We start from the raw sequence: 15,938 nt of genomic DNA, 5'->3' as shown, positions 1-15,938 counted from the left end.
CTTGGGATAGATTAGAATCTTTCCATATTATTTATTGTAAATAAGAGGTTTAGAGGTTTTTATGAGTGTGAATTTCTTTACCCCACTACGGTTTTCTCGACAGTGTTTAAATGAAATGACACAATCCAAAAAACCTACTTGTTTAGAGAGATTATCCGGGCATGTGGATAATTTACTTATTCAAAGTTCACAGGGTGTAGAAATAAAATCTTTAGGGAAAGACGGAGAGTTATCGTATGAAAGATTCAAAAAAGTTGAATCAATAACTTCTCTATGTCTAAAAGCACTTTTAGTTGTTCTTATCGTCCCAGTGATTATTGCCTTAATATTAAAAATCATTGTCAGGGTGTATCTCTATCTAAAATATTCAGGAAAGACTCAAGAAATAATAGCTCCTGTTGTTCCTAGGATAGAACCCTGCATCCCGGTTCCCTTAACTCGGACGGAAATCTTGGAGAAGTTTCTTACGCTTCCTAGATTATCTCAAGAACAGCGTTCCCTATTGATTACATCTACTGAACTTTTGTGTTCGCGAGGTTGTGCTAGTCAGGAGGAGTATGCAAATAGAGGAATCCTTATTAAGGATTTGCCTAAAAAAAATAGCACCCAACCTATTGAATTTAGATTAACAGGCATTCCTGGATGCAGTTTCATCCATTACCCTGGTCGTTTACATATATGGGATAGCGGTGATCAAGACATCATTTCATCATCAACTAGAACTTGTGATGTATGCCGGACTAGATTAGATGCTACTGTTAATTTTTTAATGGGTATACCGGTTAGAAATGGTGCGACTCAAGAAGAGGTGGAAAATCTTATCAAGGAAGAAAGCAAAACAAATCCGATCTTAGGGATTGTCGGTGTAGAAACCTTTTCTATCCATCAAACTATGTTTTCTTTAGGAGAACATGTTGGAGTGTTAATGGAAAAGGATTTTGTTTAGATAATTCTATTTTTTTGGGGGAAAGATCTTATGACGTGTAAAGCAGTAGACCTCTATTTTTCCAAATCAATATCGTTTTCTCCTGCATATTTAGAGAGAAAAGTATCTTTAGGCCGGTCAGTGCTTTTAGAGAAAATAGTGGGATGTGTTGACGATTTTCTTAGTATTCGTGGTGCTAAAATTCAAGTAGTAGATCAGTCTGAGAAAGGGGAGTTATATTGCAAAGTAGTTAATTCAGAGTTTTCTTGCGTGAAAAGTTGTATGAAGATACCCGGATATCTTCTGGTTATTCCTGTAATTGTAGCTTTGGTTATTAAACTTATTTCTCATATCCTATTATTTAGAAAGTATCAGCTTCGACAACAGGACAAAGGCGATGATAAAGTCCACCAAATAGCTACTCAAACAATGTTAAGTAACATACAAGAAGGGGATACAGGAGGGGGATTTACGGTTATTTCTCAAGATCTATTAGCAATTTTTCTAGATAACTTCCCGAAAGTTATAGGAGATTTGCTAATAGAGCAAAATCTTAATTTTGAAGAGTTCCAGGAGTTTATGGACATGCTTATCCGTATTAAACTTTCTGGCTCACTAAGTGTCCTACCTTCTTCTTCTCTTAAGGAGAAGTTGAGAAAGTTTGGTATAACAAGAATTTCTAGGTTTCTGGCAGCTGAAAGTACAGAATCTCTTTCTATGTATCAAAGGAAGCTTAAAGATGTTTTGTTATCCCATTGTCCATTTATGTGGTTATCAAACTTTTGTGATAGGAGTGCTGTGGGAAGCAATAGTTTTGCGATATCTCCTGTTCCTAGAGAAGCTTGGAAATCTAGAGCGTCCCTCTGTTCGTATTGGGTTTCTCGCTTAGGTTTTTCAGACGAGAATATCACTATTTTTTCCCCTGTTTTCTGGATACTTGCCGAAGCATTAACAGATAATGAGTACAAAATGCTCGCTTATTTTTCAAGCACAGACTCTTGGGAGCAAGTTAGGGGTATTATCAGCGAGCTACTGGTTCGTTATCGTCAGTATATTTCCAGAAGTCCAGAATTTAGTGCTCTGGATATTGATGAAAGTCTTTTTTCAAAGTATCTACTTTTATTTATGAAGCACGGGTTTTCTTTGCCTGGGATACGTCTTTTGCGGTCTCTTACTTTAGATCAACTTCTAACTTTGCAAGATTTGACAATAGGAGCAGGAGGGAATAGATTATCAAAATGGATGAAATCCCTTGGAGGTTTATTCTATAACCCAGATCTTCCGCATGCTATATGTTTGCCGTTTGATGCGTTCAATAACTTTTCTCAAGAACTATTATTGCTTACATGGTCAGAATTAAGCACCCACGGAATTAATAAAAACGATATAGAGTTTTCTAGTTATCTTAGTGAGATATGCGGCTGTCCAATTGTTATTGCAGATCCTGTGTCTTATAAAGAGGAGAAGCAAGTAAGAAAATATGACTTAGAGTCAGGAGAGTGTGTACTTACTCTTCAACCAGGATCGGATTCTGTAGCAGAGCTAAGATGGACGAATTGGTCTCGATCTGTGCATCCAAAAAAAAGATGTTCACGTCTGTCACTTTCATAAGATGGAAATGGAAAATGCTGTCATTATAGTGTTGAAGTATTTATAACTAACGTCTGATAATGTCTATTATGTTGCATTTGATTGATATTTTTGCTTCATAACCAAACCTATAAGGCCGCGCTTTGATTTAATTTCGATGTAACGTGAAACACCTGCAGATTCAGCTCGGAAATCTGTTTTCATAGTATTAGCTAGCCAGTTTATAATACTATTCCTATAGGATTTTGCTATATCAGAAGTAATTTTACCTCTGGGCTTATCAAGAAATAAGCGAAACCGCGATTCAGTTACTGCCTCCATTGCCAGTGAAGTAGATGTCTTTTGAGCAATGTACATATTTTCATAAGATCTGTACTGTGTGGGTAAATAATAGAAACGGGCGTCTGGAATAGCTACTAATTCAAATGCCAAAGTTAACTTGGATCCCAGCTCTAAATAACTAATTGGGTTAAATAATCTAATTCCATTTTTCTGTAGAATCGTATCACTGACATTATCTGCAAACATTAAATTGATACTATCTTTTAAAAGCTTTTGTTCATCATTTGATAAATCACGACAGATAAAAAGTTTGTGGAATTCAGAATCCGATAATACAACCTCTCGTTGTTGTTCAGGATACCTGCGACAAAGTAGATATCTTAAGATAATCTTACATACTACTGCAATGACAATGGGCACAATTAATAAACAGGATAGTATCTTAATACACTTCTCTCCTGCTGAGTATGTTTTTTTAGAATCTACGTATGTAAGCCCAATTCTTGGATTTACCGAAGTAATCTCGTATACCTCTCCTCCAAAATGCAAACAACGGTCACAAATTTCGCATAATTTTTCTAAAAATAAACCCCTGTCCATTCTCCTAATATTAATATTCTGAATGGAAAACTCACTGAATACTATTGGCTTGCTAAGCAACATAAATCTATCTCTGTAAACTAAGAGTTAGTAGAAGTAAAAATACGCTAAATTCGCTTTCATGTGCTTTTTTTCTCTATCATGTTCATTCTTATAGTATTAATTGAAAATTAATCCTAGATTTATGTTAAAAACTTAACACGCTTCTTTTTGCATTATCGGGAAGCTGAGTAGGGCGACAGCCTTTAAGACTATGTATATAAAACTTTACACTTTTTAAAAGATTTAAATTTATATGTTTTAATTTCCCTGTTTTATTTATAATAGTATAAATTTTAATTCTATTCTTTTGGTGAAAATGAGTATTCAAACAAATAGAGATCTTCTTGCCGCAGGAACTATTGGAGCCCTTTGCTCTATAGCTGCCTTAGGTTGTCTCGAGTCTGAATCTTGTGACACTAGCTCTGAAAATCCATTGTTGTTCTTGGGTGGAAATGAGCGTCCTAGAGAATATACAGCTACACCTGAAAGTTGCGAGAAGATTATAAAAGATATTAAAAAATTAAGATCTATATCTGATTCTATCACTCCCTCTTTGCCATCGTGGCTAGAAGATGAGATTTTAAGTATCGAAGCTGATGCATGGAAAGTGGCGAGAAACTTCGGTAATTGGGGTTATGGTTTAAAAGAAACTCAAGAATTGCTGGATAGATATTATGATGTAAGAAAAACATTAAAGAACTTATACCATGTTGGATATACTACCCGATTCGGAGATTTTGCAATCAGGCCCGCATCTTCTATAAGCCACCTAGATGAAAAAGATGTACGTGTCTGTCCTTCGATTATTAGAGGAACACAGCGTACAGCAGTGATTGCGGTTACCTCGCTTATAACCCTGCTCGGTGTTGCAGTCATCTGTACTTTGATTCCTTTGGGTGTGTTAGGATTAGTAGGGCTACCTGTCTGCGTATCTGTCGTGCTGTCCGTTGCTCTTCTGTTGTCAACATTGAGTTCTATTGCGATCAAGCTAACCAGAGCGCGATTAGAACTTAAAGAATCACCTAGCAGTATCTACTCGTCTAAGGGTAGCGTCTGGCAGAGTAGTATATATTAGTTTTTCCAGTGGTCAATAGTAAGTAAGGCTTTATTGAGAAGTTTAGGGGTAGGCTACGTAAGAAGATGGAATTTTTCAGTTTTCACACAACGTTAACTCCTAGTTTTATCGAATCTTGTATTACATACCTAGACTCCCTACTGTCTTTAGAAAAATCTTCAGGTCTACTAGCGTTATCTAAAGATTCTGATAATAGGGTTCTATGCCTGTCCCTACCCCCATGTTTGAAAGAAAGATTCACAGCCACAACAATTATCAAAAGTATCCTGTGCGTGCTTCTATTTCCCATTACCATCTTAATATGGGTGCTGCGCTCTCTATTGATAACAAGTTGGAAGTCTCAATACACAATAGTAGTCATTAATGATTTAATCTCAAAAAACGACATTCCTGTATTGATAGAAAACCCACAAAGTTTACAGAATATCCGACATTTACCCCCCGTTTATACAGCTCTTCCTTTCTCTTGTTGCCGTCTCGATATTAACCCTTCTGCTACCCCCACCGCCGTTTTTTGGATTGATTACTCTAAACTATTTCAGAATATCAATCTGGATCATATTACCCTCCCTATTAGTAAATTAGTCAAAGTGGCAAAACAAAGCTGTTCTCCGATTTCTGAAATGTCGATCAATTTTTCAAGTCTTTGCAAGGCAATAATTGAGGATGAATCAGGAGATTATGTAAGTAATAAGGGGAAATTGAAGTTAGCGCGCTTATTCACAGCTTATATCATATTTGCATCTCAGAAGAACGATTCTGGACGTTTTACTACCACAATCCCTCTAGATTCAGAAACATTTCTTTGGGGGAAACTATTATTTTTTGACTACGCTGACTACGAATGTGTTAACTTAATGGGGCCGGCAATTATTCAAGAATTAGAGGCGCAAGGAGTCTTATCTAAAGGTAAGGTTCTTTACACAAAAGATCGTGTAATAATTGACTGGGGAAGGAGGTAGTTAATTGTGTTCCAATGCAATTATTATTAAATTTTTTTGATAACCAGCCAATCAATACTTTCAGTCGAGTTATTAGAAGTTTGACGTATAAACGGAAATGTTATTTAATATATCGGATTTTCTTACAAATGGCTGTTTCCATGGTATTGGATAAATTAAATAGCTCAGATCAAGTTCAACCAAAAAGCTTAGAGGCTAAGTCTTCTCAGAAAGGTTGGTTTAAAAATTTGGGTGTTTTCGAACGTACACTGATTGTTTCGGGTATTATTACTGCAATTGCAACTATGACTTTTGTAGTTTTGGGTTTAGTAGGATTTGCTGTTAGTGCTCCAGTCCTTATTTCCATTGGATATATAGGAGTAGCGGTATGTGGTGCATTAGGCCTGGCTCTTCTTGTCTCGACTTTGGTTAGATTGTGTGTTTTGCATTGCCAGTCTTCTACTCCCTCTTCTCCTGCACCTCATACGTTTGTTCATCAAAAAGATTTAGGCACTTCTGTTTAACTATCCTGTTCCCTGTTCTTTTTAACGTTCATATATTGTACCAGTTATAGGTTATTCTTCCGTTTTTGATAGAAAACGCCAAAAAAAGAAGAATAACTCAACTAAATGTGTTTCAGTTAATCACAGTCATTTCTAAGGCTCTTATTTCCCTAAACTGACTGGGGAAACTCGTATTTGGATCTTTTCTTATTTTTAACTTAATAATTAGGTTCGTTATGTCTAATACAACACCCCGATCCCCCTCTTCTTTGTATGTAAACAATGATGGAGAAGTTTTTCCGCTCAAAAGAAACGGTGCCTCGGTCTGCTCTCATCGTTTGAGCGCTGTGAAAATAGCTTTAATAGCTACTCTGCTAATCACTGGGGTTATTCTTGCTACACTGGGAGGAATGGGGGTATTAGGTATTGCAAGTGTACCACTTCTATATACAGGTATCTCTATATTTCTTTTGGGAATAGTGTTAACAGGAATAGTAATGTGCTATCGAGGAAATCAGCCAAAAAAAATCATGATAGAGGAAAAAACTGCATCAAACAGAACAGTGTCCAATCTTAACAATCTGGTTGAAACAGAAGGTGAACTTCCAGGGCATTTAAATCAAGCATCTAATTTTGAAGAGACAAATGTTCAAGAAATGGCGGGAAATGTTCTTAGCTCAGAAAATGATTTTATGTCCAAAATACTATCTTCTGTGAATGCAATGTTAGAGGAAGAAGCTGTACCAAATAGAGACGTGTCTGATCTTAAGAAGATAATTAGAGAAGAAGATGGCCTTTCTGAGGCTGTAAAGCGATTACTAGAGTTAAGAGAGAAACGAATTAAAGGAATGAGTGTGTTAACTGGGGGCTCTGATAACCCATCGACAATTCTGATGCCTAGAAATGTTATGCGATACGAACGATTAGTTACAGAATGTATGCAAATTAATTTTGCTATTGCAGAGCATAAGTTTAATTCTTTAGAAGCAGCAAATACCTCAGAGCAAAAGGTATCACATCATTTAGAGGAAATGATCGAGCAAAGCCAACTGTTGTATTTTTTACCTTCTTTATATCAACACGTAAGATTCTCCTACTTGATATATGATGATATTAGCAGTAGTGAAAAAGAGGCTATGGCTGCAAAGTTTTATACTCCAGGAACTCCTGAAAATTACTGGAGACAATTATACAATGCTTTTTGTAGTCGAGCACGTTCATTTTTAGGTGATACCACTTCCCCTAGAACCAGAGCAAGCCGACTTTATAAAAATAGTGTGATGGATACGAATGAGGATACTTTTTTAACAGGATCTGTGTTGGTTGATATGGATAATCCTTAAATATTGTTCAACGCTTATAACACTTTTTAGACAACACTGCTTTGCTTCTGGAATTTTTTCCAATTTCTTGTGTGTTTCGACTATCGATTAACTTTTGCAATCTAGATATCTCTTTATTTTTTTCCAGGAGATGTTTTTTTAATGTGCCAGATAGTCCTTGATCTACCGTTTTAACCAGAGAAACTGTGCCAAGGCTTACGAAAACTACTCCTAGTACTATAAGGATGGATGAAAGCATTATACTAGTCGTGTCTAGCATACATAGTCCATTTAAAAAGAACAGAACAGTAAAAATAGAAATTATGGTAGCTATCCCCAACACAATAGTTATCGTATGTAAAAATAACTTGTAAAAATTTTTTCCAGAGCTTTCCAGAGCTTGACAACCAGTTAGCAAGGACAGTGAGGAATTATGTACAGACAAAGAACGTTGTACAGGATTTGTATGCGCAGACATATTCATTCCCCAACTTTTTGATCGGGAACGATTGTGTCAAAATATTTTTTTAATATCAAATATATCTTTAGGTATGATCCCGCCTGCTTTCTTAAGATAATTAACTCCTGATATTTATTGGAGCCTATGGTGGGTTTGTTCTTATCAAATCTTAAAGGTTTTTTGAGAATTTAGGAAATAAACAAAATTAAATAACTTACCTTTGAGCGTAGCTTAATTAAAAAAAGGAAAAAATCATGTCGTCCATTAAAGATACCTGTTGGTCATTTTTAGATGACCATACACAAGCAAGGTACGATACATCTTTGCGATCTATAAGTCAGGATATGGACTTAGAACTCTCAATAACACAAAGTGTACTAGCTGCTCTACCGTTTCTAGGCAATATATGCGGTTATTTAAGATTAAAAAGTGTGCATTCTCATAGGATGTTTTTAGATACCAGGCTACTTGTTACCTACCATACTATAATCGGTTTGGGCGAACTATTAGGTTTTGGAGCTATTATCTTATTGGCTAAAATTTTGTATTATTTTCTGAATCAACTGATATACCTAATGACTTATTTGGCCTGCTCCTTAGTTTTACAATGTTGTGTTTCTCTACTCACATAGTAATCGTTTAAATTTTGACGATACTTAAGAACCTAATTTTATATAATGAACTAATCTCAGAGTTCTCTTGCTTGATAGTAATTCATTTGTAAAATGGTATAACCGTGATTGGATTATGTGTATGAGTAAACGATATGTGGCAAAATGAACTTATCTTTGTCTCGCAAGCTATAATTGTAATTAGTTTAGGATTAGTTAGTGCTATTAGGGGTATAGGGTGGCTAACCGGTTGGCTTGGGCTGCTAACTGTAGTTATGAATGTTTTTGTTTTGAAACAAATACATCTATTCAATTTTGAAGTGACTTCAGGTGATGTTTATATGATAGGCATGCTAACCTGTTTGAACTATGCTAGAGAAATTTACGGAAAAAAACTAGTCAATGATGCAATTATGGGCTCTTGGTTTATCAATTTAGGGTTCCTTTTACTTACATATTTGCATCTTGCTCTATCCCCTTCTTTTAATGACTGTACGCAAGTACATTTTTTATCTCTGTTTTCTCCAACTCTACGGTTAGTTTTAGCCTCTTTAGTAACTATTGCTCTAGTACAACTAATTGACCTTGCCTTTTTTGTTTATCTTAAAAAATTCTTTAAAAATAGGGCGTTCGGTGTGCGTTCTGCAATATCAATGATAGTCTCTCAAGTAATTGATACACTATTATTTTCGTTTCTTGGCTTGTATGGTATAGCTTCTTGCTTGTCTGATGTAATTATCTTTTCTTTAATAACTAAAATTGCAATTATAATTATTTCTATTCCCACAATGTTTGTTGTTAGATTTCTAAAACAACAATATAAAGTTATTAACAACTAGGTTAGTTTATATTATTTTCTTAATCGGGAGCTAAGTTGTTTTATATCTGTTGCTAAAATCTTTTCTTTGTTATCATTTTCTGAAAAAATAATTTGAGATTTTTGTGTCATTAAAATTTCGCGTTATTCATAAGTCCAAAATTTCTCGTGCTCGTGTTGGACAAATAGAAACAGCACATGGGGTTATTGATACCCCAGCGTTTGTCCCCGTAGCGACCAACGGTGCATTAAAAGGTGTGATTGATCATGCAAAGATTCCTTTAATATTTTGCAATACTTATCACCTAATTATACACCCAGGTACAGAGGCAATTGCACAACTAGGCGGGATACATAAGTTTATCAATCGCAATGCTCCTATTATCACAGATTCAGGTGGGTTTCAGATTTTTAGCCTTGCTTATGGATCTGTAGTCGAAGAAATCAAGAGTCAGGGGAAAAAAAAGGAACATCATCTATTTTAAAAATCACTGATGACGGAGTCTGGTTTAAGTCCTATCGCGACGGTAGGAAGTTATTTCTATCTCCTGAGGTTTCTATTGAAGCACAAAAGAATTTAGGTGCCGATATTATCATCCCTCTTGATGAATTATTACCATTTCATACGGAAAAAAAATATTTTTTAGATTCTTGTTCTAGAACTTATATTTGGGAAAAGCGGTCCCTCGATTACCATAAACGAAATCCTGGGTACCAATCAATGTACGGGGTAATTCACGGTGGCATAGATCCTGAACAAAGGAAAATAGGTTGTCAATTTGTAGAGGATAATCCTTTTGATGGGTTTGCTATTGGAGGCAGTCTGGGAAGAAATATTAAAGAATTAATAGATGTGGTTAATGTCACGACATCACACCTTACTTGGGAACGTCCTGTACATCTTCTGGGAATTGGTGATCTTCCCTCTATTCGTTCTACCATAAGTTTTGGTATCGATTCCTTTGACAGTTCCTATCCTACAAAAGCAGCTCGGCATGGGCTAATATTATCCTCTCAAGGGCCAATTAAAATAGAAAACCGCATATATGCCAATGATTTAAGTCCAATAGATAACTCTTGCACGTGTCTAACTTGCTCTTCTAAAATATCTAGAGCTTATTTACGGCATTTGTTCAAAGCATCCGAACCTAATGCTGTAATTTGGGCGTCTATTCATAATCTCCATTATATGCAGCAGTTTATGCAAGATTTAAGGCAAAAAATTTTAGAAGACAAGATCTGAATAAATCAACAGGTCAAGTAGTCGGAGATTCGGAAATGTGCTCTATTAACATCTATTCAAGCAATCAAGAATTTGCAAACAATTTAGCAGAACGTGGGATAACACATCCTCATCTTTTGGGATATGTTAGAAACGAATATACGCTTTTTTCTGCTCACGAAGATTGGAACATATTTTCAGATCGCCGCGGATTAAATGACTGTTTACGTTGTTTACCTGTTATAGGCAATATCTTAGGAATTATTAAATTGCAAAGTGTGTGGTCCACTAAGGATCCTGAAGATCATATTTTTGACGTTGTCATGCATACAATATCTGGAGTCTTAGAGACAATAGGCTTGGGGCTTATTGTTGTGGCACTGAAAGTGGTTTATAGCTTATTCTACACTATCTTCATAAGCATACCTTCTAATATCTTAGTAAGAGCAAGACCTTCCAAATATTATTAACAGCTTTTTATCTCTCTAGAAAGAATCAATAAAGAAGAGATAGCACAAAATGCTACGGCTGACGCCATGGGAATGGTCACAAAGCTAAAAATGAATAACTTCGCTGTACAAGATACTTTACCACAAATATCAATACTTAGCCCAGCTATCTCCTGAATACACACTTGATAAGTAGCTATTAACATTCCCATAATGGAGAGAGGGAGAACATAAATTTTTATGGAATCTTGCTGAAGATAAGCTGCTATCCCTAAAATTATAGTCATTGGGAACAAACATATTCTCTGGTAATGACATAAAACACAAGGCTCTATGTTTAGAAAATAGCTATAATAAACACTGATCAATGTGCCCATGCAAGATATTAACCAAGCAAAATAGAGTGCATAATTTCTTAGAAACCTAATCATTTTTTTCCTCTATAGCTTGTAAGTATTGAAGTTGTTTAATGACGCGTTCAAGCTCATCGAAGGTAGGGTCTTCTATTAAGTAGTCTCCGACTACAGCTGTTGGAGTAGCTAATTGTCCTCCCATAACTTGAGATCCATAAACATTATTTTTCTTAATTTGCTCAGCATAAATATTTGAGGCAATGCACTGCACTAATCCTTTCGGATTTATACTCCTTCCAGAATTTGTGGTTAAACCTTCTGTAAGTTTTACCAAAACATCATTTGTAGCCCATCTCGCCCCTTTCTGTTTGGGATATGTCAAAATTCTATGAAAATATTCTATATAAGCATTTGCATCGACTTGCTTGGGATTATGATAATAGACACATAGAAGCGCTTGTGCTGCAGGCATAGAACCACGGATAAAACAAACAGGGATCAATGTGAAAGACACTTCTCCAGTATCCACATAACGTTCTTTTAACTTTGGGAATACTTCAGTAGAAAATTCTGCACAAGCCAAGCAAGAAGGCTCTTCAAATACAGTTATATTGATGGGAGCATAAGGATTACCTATAGTAGGAAAATTCTTAGCGTTCACAGGTATATGCGCTTTGGAAGGTAAGCTAGTTCTCTTTCGATAACACATAAATCCAAAGCAAGACAAGAAAAACAGTGCCGTAACAACAACAAGGATTTTTTTATTCAATTCGGCTTCTCTTTATCTTAAGACACTTCACACTATGAAATAAAACAAAAGAATAAAAATAAAAACTATTTTTTAAGTCCTTGACACACATTTTTGTTCCTAATCCTTAGAAAAGAAACTACCTAAAATAATGGTAAAATTCTTTTTATTCTATTATTGATAGTTTTATCAAAACTAGGTTTACGGGAAGGTTATAATTCTTCATGGATAAGGAGACTGTAGAGAATATCTATAAACATTTTCGTTACCGTTTTTTTAAACTGAGTATTCTTCCTGCCTTTCTAGGATTGCTATTAATATTCACTCCTATAACATTAGATTATCAAGATACTCAAGTTATTCTATCAGAGCGCATCTGCGGAAGCTTACTTATATTTTTAGCAATACTTTCTTTTAGAGTTCGCGCTGTATTGTGGGTTGGGGTTTTTATAGGTATATGGGTTACTTGGTTTGCTTGTTATCCCGAAAGATCATCTCTAGTTTTCGCTAACGACACTTTATTAGGTTTTGCAATTCTTGCTCTTGTTTGCATACCACCAACTCGACCTGATGCTCTAGAAGTAGGGCCTACGTTGCCAGAAGGAATAGCCTATAATCCCTCTGCTGGCGGAAGGCGTGCTGCTGTTTTATTTCTAAGCTTACTAGGATGGTTGCAATCTCGATATCTTACAGCCTCTTTATTAGGGATATCTTCCGAAAAATTTGATTGTGATAATCAGATTTACACAGTGATGATGATTACCTATTCAATACTAGTTGTATTAGCGTTATCTGGCGGAGAACGTCGTTGGCATACTAGACCCAAAATCGTGCTAGCTACGGCTTGCGCCCTAATTGTAGTGGTTATATCCTCGTTATGGTCAATCATCCAAGGTGACATACGCTTTGATTGCTGGATCTGTTTATGTTTAGCAGTGGAACCAGCATTTGCTGTGGTATTTGCATACGACGAAATATTGGCGACTAGTAAGTATTTAGCGCAATTTTCTAAAGACAAAAAGAATCTTCTAAAAACCGCTTTACTGGGTTCGGAGTATTATAGGGATTCCCTATTTTGGGAAGAACGTACAGTCTTACCGTTTGGTAAAGCTTGTCAACAAGCATTTCGAGGTATTTCATTTCCCCTACATCGTTTAGCGGCTATCGTTCTCACGTTTACATTTGTAAAGATGAATTATGGTATGGCTCTTAGCAATGGGGCTAGAAGTTATATCAATATATGCGGTTGGTTTATTATTGTTTTATCAATAATTTCATTTGCCGAAAGCTTAAGACATTTTCGGTGGTTGTGTTTAATTTTTTCTATTGCGATACTGCTGTCCCCTGTCGTCTTTCACCTCCCTCTACACGCTCCCATGCTAATACCGACGATATTTACGGGCATTGCTTTGGTCTTCCTGTCGATAGGAAAAATTTCTCCGCAAAAAAAATAGGTTATCTAAGTAATAAATTATCGGCAGAACCGGAATAAGCACTGGGTGTGCCAGTTTTTTTACTTGCTAAACTTTCTTTTTGATCCTCTTCTCTTCTTTCTCGGTCACTCATAAATACTCGATCAAAGGCAGATTCAATTGCTTCTCTAATCAAAGAATCATGAATAAACGACTCAGGAGATTGTTTCTTAGGAATTGCTTTCCGAGTATGGGATAGTGTTGATTGAGAAAATAACTTAGGATATTCCTTCAGTAAAACAAAATCCTCAATAAACTTTACTACAGAATGTTTACTTATTTTATGAGAATTAGTCTCACAAAAACGACGGATTGCCAGATAGTTGTCTCGAGCTAACTTTTTGTGTTTCTCAATAATTTGAGTATTGTGACGAGCTGAGCAAATGCCCATAGGGATAACAAGAAAAATAACAGCACATACAGATGGGAGTATGAATGGCAAGATAGCTTCATAAAAAAGGCAAACATGTTGAGGTGCTAAATTTATATAAGCAAACCCTGTAATCAATCCTACTAAAGAAATTAAGAACAAAAGAAAAGAAATTATTGCTAAAGGCACTCCATACCAATGATGAGAAGAGATAGAGAGGTATAACGACACTTTATCCTGAGATGTTAATATACTATCTTTTGCTAAATTGGAAATGCCAGAATTAAGAATGGGCAAAGTCATGAGAAAAATAGTCTTTTAAATAAGCAATTAAGGCAGATGAATTATCGGCTTCACGCAGTGAACTTGTAATTTCCAACGGTATAATATTTCGATTTTTAATCACATAGAACCTATCCCCTAAAAAAGCAACATCACGAAAATCATGAGTCACAAGCATAACAGTTTTCTTCTCTCTCTTTGCTAGTAGAAGAATATCGCTATACAGCAGCTCTTTTGTCATTACGTCTAATGAAGAAAAAGGTTCGTCGAGTAGTAGTATAGGCTTAGTGGAAAGACATTGGATAGCTAAAGACACTCGCTGTCTTTGACCTTCAGAAATTTCATCAGGATAACGTTCCAGAAGATTGGTTAATTGAAAACTACTGACCACATGTTCTAAACGTGGGTCTGTAGTTTTCATTTTAGAAAATTTATCCCCCAACTCTGTACTAAGCAACAAATTTTTCCAAACAGTCCGCCAAGGCAAAAGAGAGTCTTTTTGACTCATATAAGCAACATTTAAAGGAGAGACTGGATGCCCCTGCCATGTTATTTTACCCTTATCAGGAAAGATAAATCCACAAATCAAACGAAACAAAGTGGTTTTACCGACCCCAGAAGGCCCTAAAAGCACCGTAATTTCTCCAGGATAAGCACAAATAGAGGACCGAACAAAAACTTCCTGACCGGAATAGGAATAAAACAGAGAGGATACTTCTAACATAAAAGAAACCTGCTTCTGAAAGAAAAAAAGCAGAGTACGACTTGCGGTTACCAAGACTTGAACTTGGGACCTCGACATTATCAGTGTCGCGCTCTAACCAACTGAGCTATAACCGCAGAAAACAAATGGAGACTAGGAGATTCGAACTCCTGACCTTCTGAATGCAAATCAGACGCTCTACCAACTAAGCTAAGTCCCCGTCTGCAACTCCTTCAAAAGAGAAAGAAGCTGTTATCTTACTTAGGGATAGATTTATCTACAACTAAAGATTTCAGAATATTAAGATTTTCTGTTCCTATCAGCCGATTAAAAGAGCTTATCTAAGAACATGTTATAAGTACTAGATGATAAGGGAAGACGTGGTCAAATACAGATGTTAGTTACAGATTGACTCTTTTTTTTAGATCTATCATCCTGGACTCTCTGACCTTGGTAACCTTAAAAGAGTCTGTAAACGTTTCATATTCTTTATTCAGTGCCTTAGGATCTTTATTCTTATAGACCATAAACACTTGGTACAAAGTGTGGTTTACTGATATCAGCATGCCTCGAAAATAGATATCGTCGCAAGCTATCCAAAATTCTAACGCTTTGTGCCCCTGTTTTTCTGTCGCTTGCATGAATAAGACCTGAGACTCAGGTAATGCTTGTAACATTCCAGAAAATCCTTCTTGTAGATTTAGTTCTGGTCGACTAATGTCTACCTTTTCAGGATACTCCCATACAGAGACTACATATACAGTACTATCGTGTGGGGTCTCTGTAATGTATGTATCATAGCGTATAGTAAGCTCAGATTGTGGCACCTCTATAATTTGTCCAGAGTGGTCTGGGTCACCCGGAAATGCAGCAGAAAATCCGCAAGTCTGAGTATAGTCGTAACGTTTCCAGTTCAGGCTATCCTTTATCTTAGAGATAACTAGCTCTTCTTCCTTGCCCTCTTTCTTCCCAAACCAGTTCCTAACCTTAGAAAAGAACCCTGTCCCAGTTTCTTCTGCGCTCAAATCTCCTGTGAAAAATTGAAGAGATATTAAAGCGGTTAATAAGAGCTTACTTATTCTTGAAAGCATAACAAAAACAAAAACAAATCATATTTATTAATTTAATAATATCTTTCTTCGGTATTTTTATTATAAACAAAAAAAGCTTT

17 protein-coding genes, 2 tRNA genes and 1 pseudogene are annotated in these 15,938 nt (G+C 35.9%); 11 read left to right on the top strand and 9 right to left on the bottom strand.

The features are described from left to right. The first annotated feature begins 61 nt into the window (after positions 1 to 61). On the top strand, positions 62 to 946 hold the full coding sequence (locus tag H359_RS02925) for a hypothetical protein (protein ID WP_021119574.1): 885 nt from the start codon (positions 62 to 64) through the stop codon (positions 944 to 946). 30 nt (positions 947 to 976) lie between these two features. Then, on the top strand, positions 977 to 2,536 hold the full coding sequence (locus H359_RS02920; RefSeq protein WP_020370183.1) for a DUF1389 domain-containing protein: 1,560 nt from the start codon (positions 977 to 979) through the stop codon (positions 2,534 to 2,536). Positions 2,537 to 2,602: 66 nt separating this feature from the next. Here H359_RS02920 and H359_RS02915 read toward each other — a convergent pair whose 3' ends face one another. Then, positions 2,603 to 3,397, bottom strand: a complete 795-nt coding sequence (locus tag H359_RS02915) for a DUF648 domain-containing protein (RefSeq protein ID WP_035392040.1) — start codon at positions 3,395 to 3,397, stop codon at positions 2,603 to 2,605. Between the two features lie 358 nt (positions 3,398 to 3,755). Between H359_RS02915 and H359_RS02910 the strand changes: the two genes are divergently transcribed. The 4 genes from H359_RS02910 (at position 3,756) to H359_RS02895 (ending at position 7,301) form a co-directional block, all read left to right on the top strand. After that, complete coding sequence (locus H359_RS02910) at positions 3,756 to 4,514, top strand: hypothetical protein (protein WP_020370181.1); 759 nt, start codon at positions 3,756 to 3,758, stop codon at positions 4,512 to 4,514. A 65-nt stretch (positions 4,515 to 4,579) separates the two neighbouring features. Further along, positions 4,580 to 5,476, top strand: a complete 897-nt coding sequence (locus tag H359_RS02905) for a hypothetical protein (RefSeq protein ID WP_020370180.1) — start codon at positions 4,580 to 4,582, stop codon at positions 5,474 to 5,476. Between the two features lie 128 nt (positions 5,477 to 5,604). Continuing rightward, positions 5,605 to 5,979 (top strand): hypothetical protein, encoded by a 375-nt coding sequence (locus tag H359_RS02900; RefSeq protein ID WP_020370179.1) that lies wholly within the window; start codon positions 5,605 to 5,607, stop codon positions 5,977 to 5,979. Between the two features lie 215 nt (positions 5,980 to 6,194). Beyond that, complete coding sequence (locus H359_RS02895; RefSeq protein ID WP_020370178.1) at positions 6,195 to 7,301, top strand: hypothetical protein; 1,107 nt, start codon at positions 6,195 to 6,197, stop codon at positions 7,299 to 7,301. Positions 7,302 to 7,308: 7 nt separating this feature from the next. Here H359_RS02895 and H359_RS02890 read toward each other — a convergent pair whose 3' ends face one another. Then, positions 7,309 to 7,758, bottom strand: coding sequence for a hypothetical protein (locus H359_RS02890; RefSeq protein WP_020370177.1), 450 nt, complete (start codon positions 7,756 to 7,758; stop codon positions 7,309 to 7,311). A gap of 236 nt (positions 7,759 to 7,994) precedes the next feature. Here H359_RS02890 and H359_RS05005 point away from each other — a divergent pair, with 236 nt between their 5' ends. The 4 genes and pseudogenes from H359_RS05005 (at position 7,995) to H359_RS02870 (ending at position 10,860) form a co-directional block, all read left to right on the top strand. Continuing rightward, positions 7,995 to 8,372, top strand: coding sequence for a hypothetical protein (locus H359_RS05005; protein WP_020370176.1), 378 nt, complete (start codon positions 7,995 to 7,997; stop codon positions 8,370 to 8,372). Between the two features lie 134 nt (positions 8,373 to 8,506). Next, positions 8,507 to 9,190, top strand: a complete 684-nt coding sequence (locus H359_RS02880; RefSeq protein ID WP_020370175.1) for a queuosine precursor transporter — start codon at positions 8,507 to 8,509, stop codon at positions 9,188 to 9,190. 103 nt (positions 9,191 to 9,293) lie between these two features. Further along, positions 9,294 to 10,411, top strand: a pseudogene (gene tgt, locus H359_RS02875) (tRNA guanosine(34) transglycosylase Tgt). Positions 10,412 to 10,446: 35 nt separating this feature from the next. Beyond that, the gene (locus tag H359_RS02870) at positions 10,447 to 10,860 is read left to right on the top strand and encodes a hypothetical protein (protein WP_020370173.1); all 414 of its coding nucleotides are present in this window, start codon (positions 10,447 to 10,449) and stop codon (positions 10,858 to 10,860) included. Here the strand turns inward: H359_RS02870 and H359_RS02865 are convergent. Continuing rightward, positions 10,857 to 11,270: a disulfide bond formation protein B gene (locus tag H359_RS02865; RefSeq protein WP_020370172.1), complete on the bottom strand. Its 414-nt coding sequence runs from the start codon at positions 11,268 to 11,270 to the stop codon at positions 10,857 to 10,859. The two genes, H359_RS02870 and H359_RS02865, sit on opposite strands and share 4 nt — an antisense overlap. Continuing rightward, positions 11,263 to 11,901 carry a thioredoxin domain-containing protein gene (locus H359_RS02860; RefSeq protein ID WP_202897956.1) on the bottom strand — a complete coding sequence of 213 codons (639 nt, stop codon included), beginning with the start codon at positions 11,899 to 11,901 and terminating at the stop codon, positions 11,263 to 11,265. The genes H359_RS02865 and H359_RS02860 overlap by 8 nt, the downstream gene beginning before the upstream one ends. Positions 11,902 to 12,164: 263 nt before the next feature. On the opposite strand from H359_RS02860, the gene H359_RS02855 reads away from it, so the two are divergent. Next, positions 12,165 to 13,394, top strand: a complete 1,230-nt coding sequence (locus tag H359_RS02855) for a membrane protein (RefSeq protein WP_020370170.1) — start codon at positions 12,165 to 12,167, stop codon at positions 13,392 to 13,394. Position 13,395: 1 nt separating this feature from the next. Here H359_RS02855 and H359_RS02850 read toward each other — a convergent pair whose 3' ends face one another. The 5 genes from H359_RS02850 to H359_RS02830 all read right to left on the bottom strand — a co-directional run bounded on the left by H359_RS02850 (position 13,396) and on the right by H359_RS02830 (position 15,858). Beyond that, complete coding sequence (locus tag H359_RS02850) at positions 13,396 to 14,085, bottom strand: hypothetical protein (RefSeq protein WP_020370169.1); 690 nt, start codon at positions 14,083 to 14,085, stop codon at positions 13,396 to 13,398. Then, positions 14,066 to 14,788 (bottom strand): ABC transporter ATP-binding protein, encoded by a 723-nt coding sequence (locus H359_RS02845; RefSeq protein WP_020370168.1) that lies wholly within the window; start codon positions 14,786 to 14,788, stop codon positions 14,066 to 14,068. The genes H359_RS02850 and H359_RS02845 overlap by 20 nt, the downstream gene beginning before the upstream one ends. Positions 14,789 to 14,830: 42 nt before the next feature. Continuing rightward, positions 14,831 to 14,904: transfer RNA gene (locus H359_RS02840), tRNA-Ile, on the bottom strand. 10 nt (positions 14,905 to 14,914) lie between these two features. Further along, a tRNA-Ala gene (locus H359_RS02835) sits at positions 14,915 to 14,987 on the bottom strand. Between the two features lie 181 nt (positions 14,988 to 15,168). After that, entirely contained in the window at positions 15,169 to 15,858 is a 690-nt protein-coding gene (locus tag H359_RS02830; RefSeq protein WP_021119550.1) for a hypothetical protein, read from the bottom strand. Positions 15,859 to 15,938: the final 80 nt, after the last annotated feature.

This window comes from Chlamydia ibidis 10-1398/6 (assembly GCF_000454725.1).
GTDB lineage: Bacteria > Chlamydiota > Chlamydiia > Chlamydiales > Chlamydiaceae > Chlamydia > Chlamydia ibidis.
This window is presented reverse-complemented; position numbering and strand designations above follow the sequence as displayed.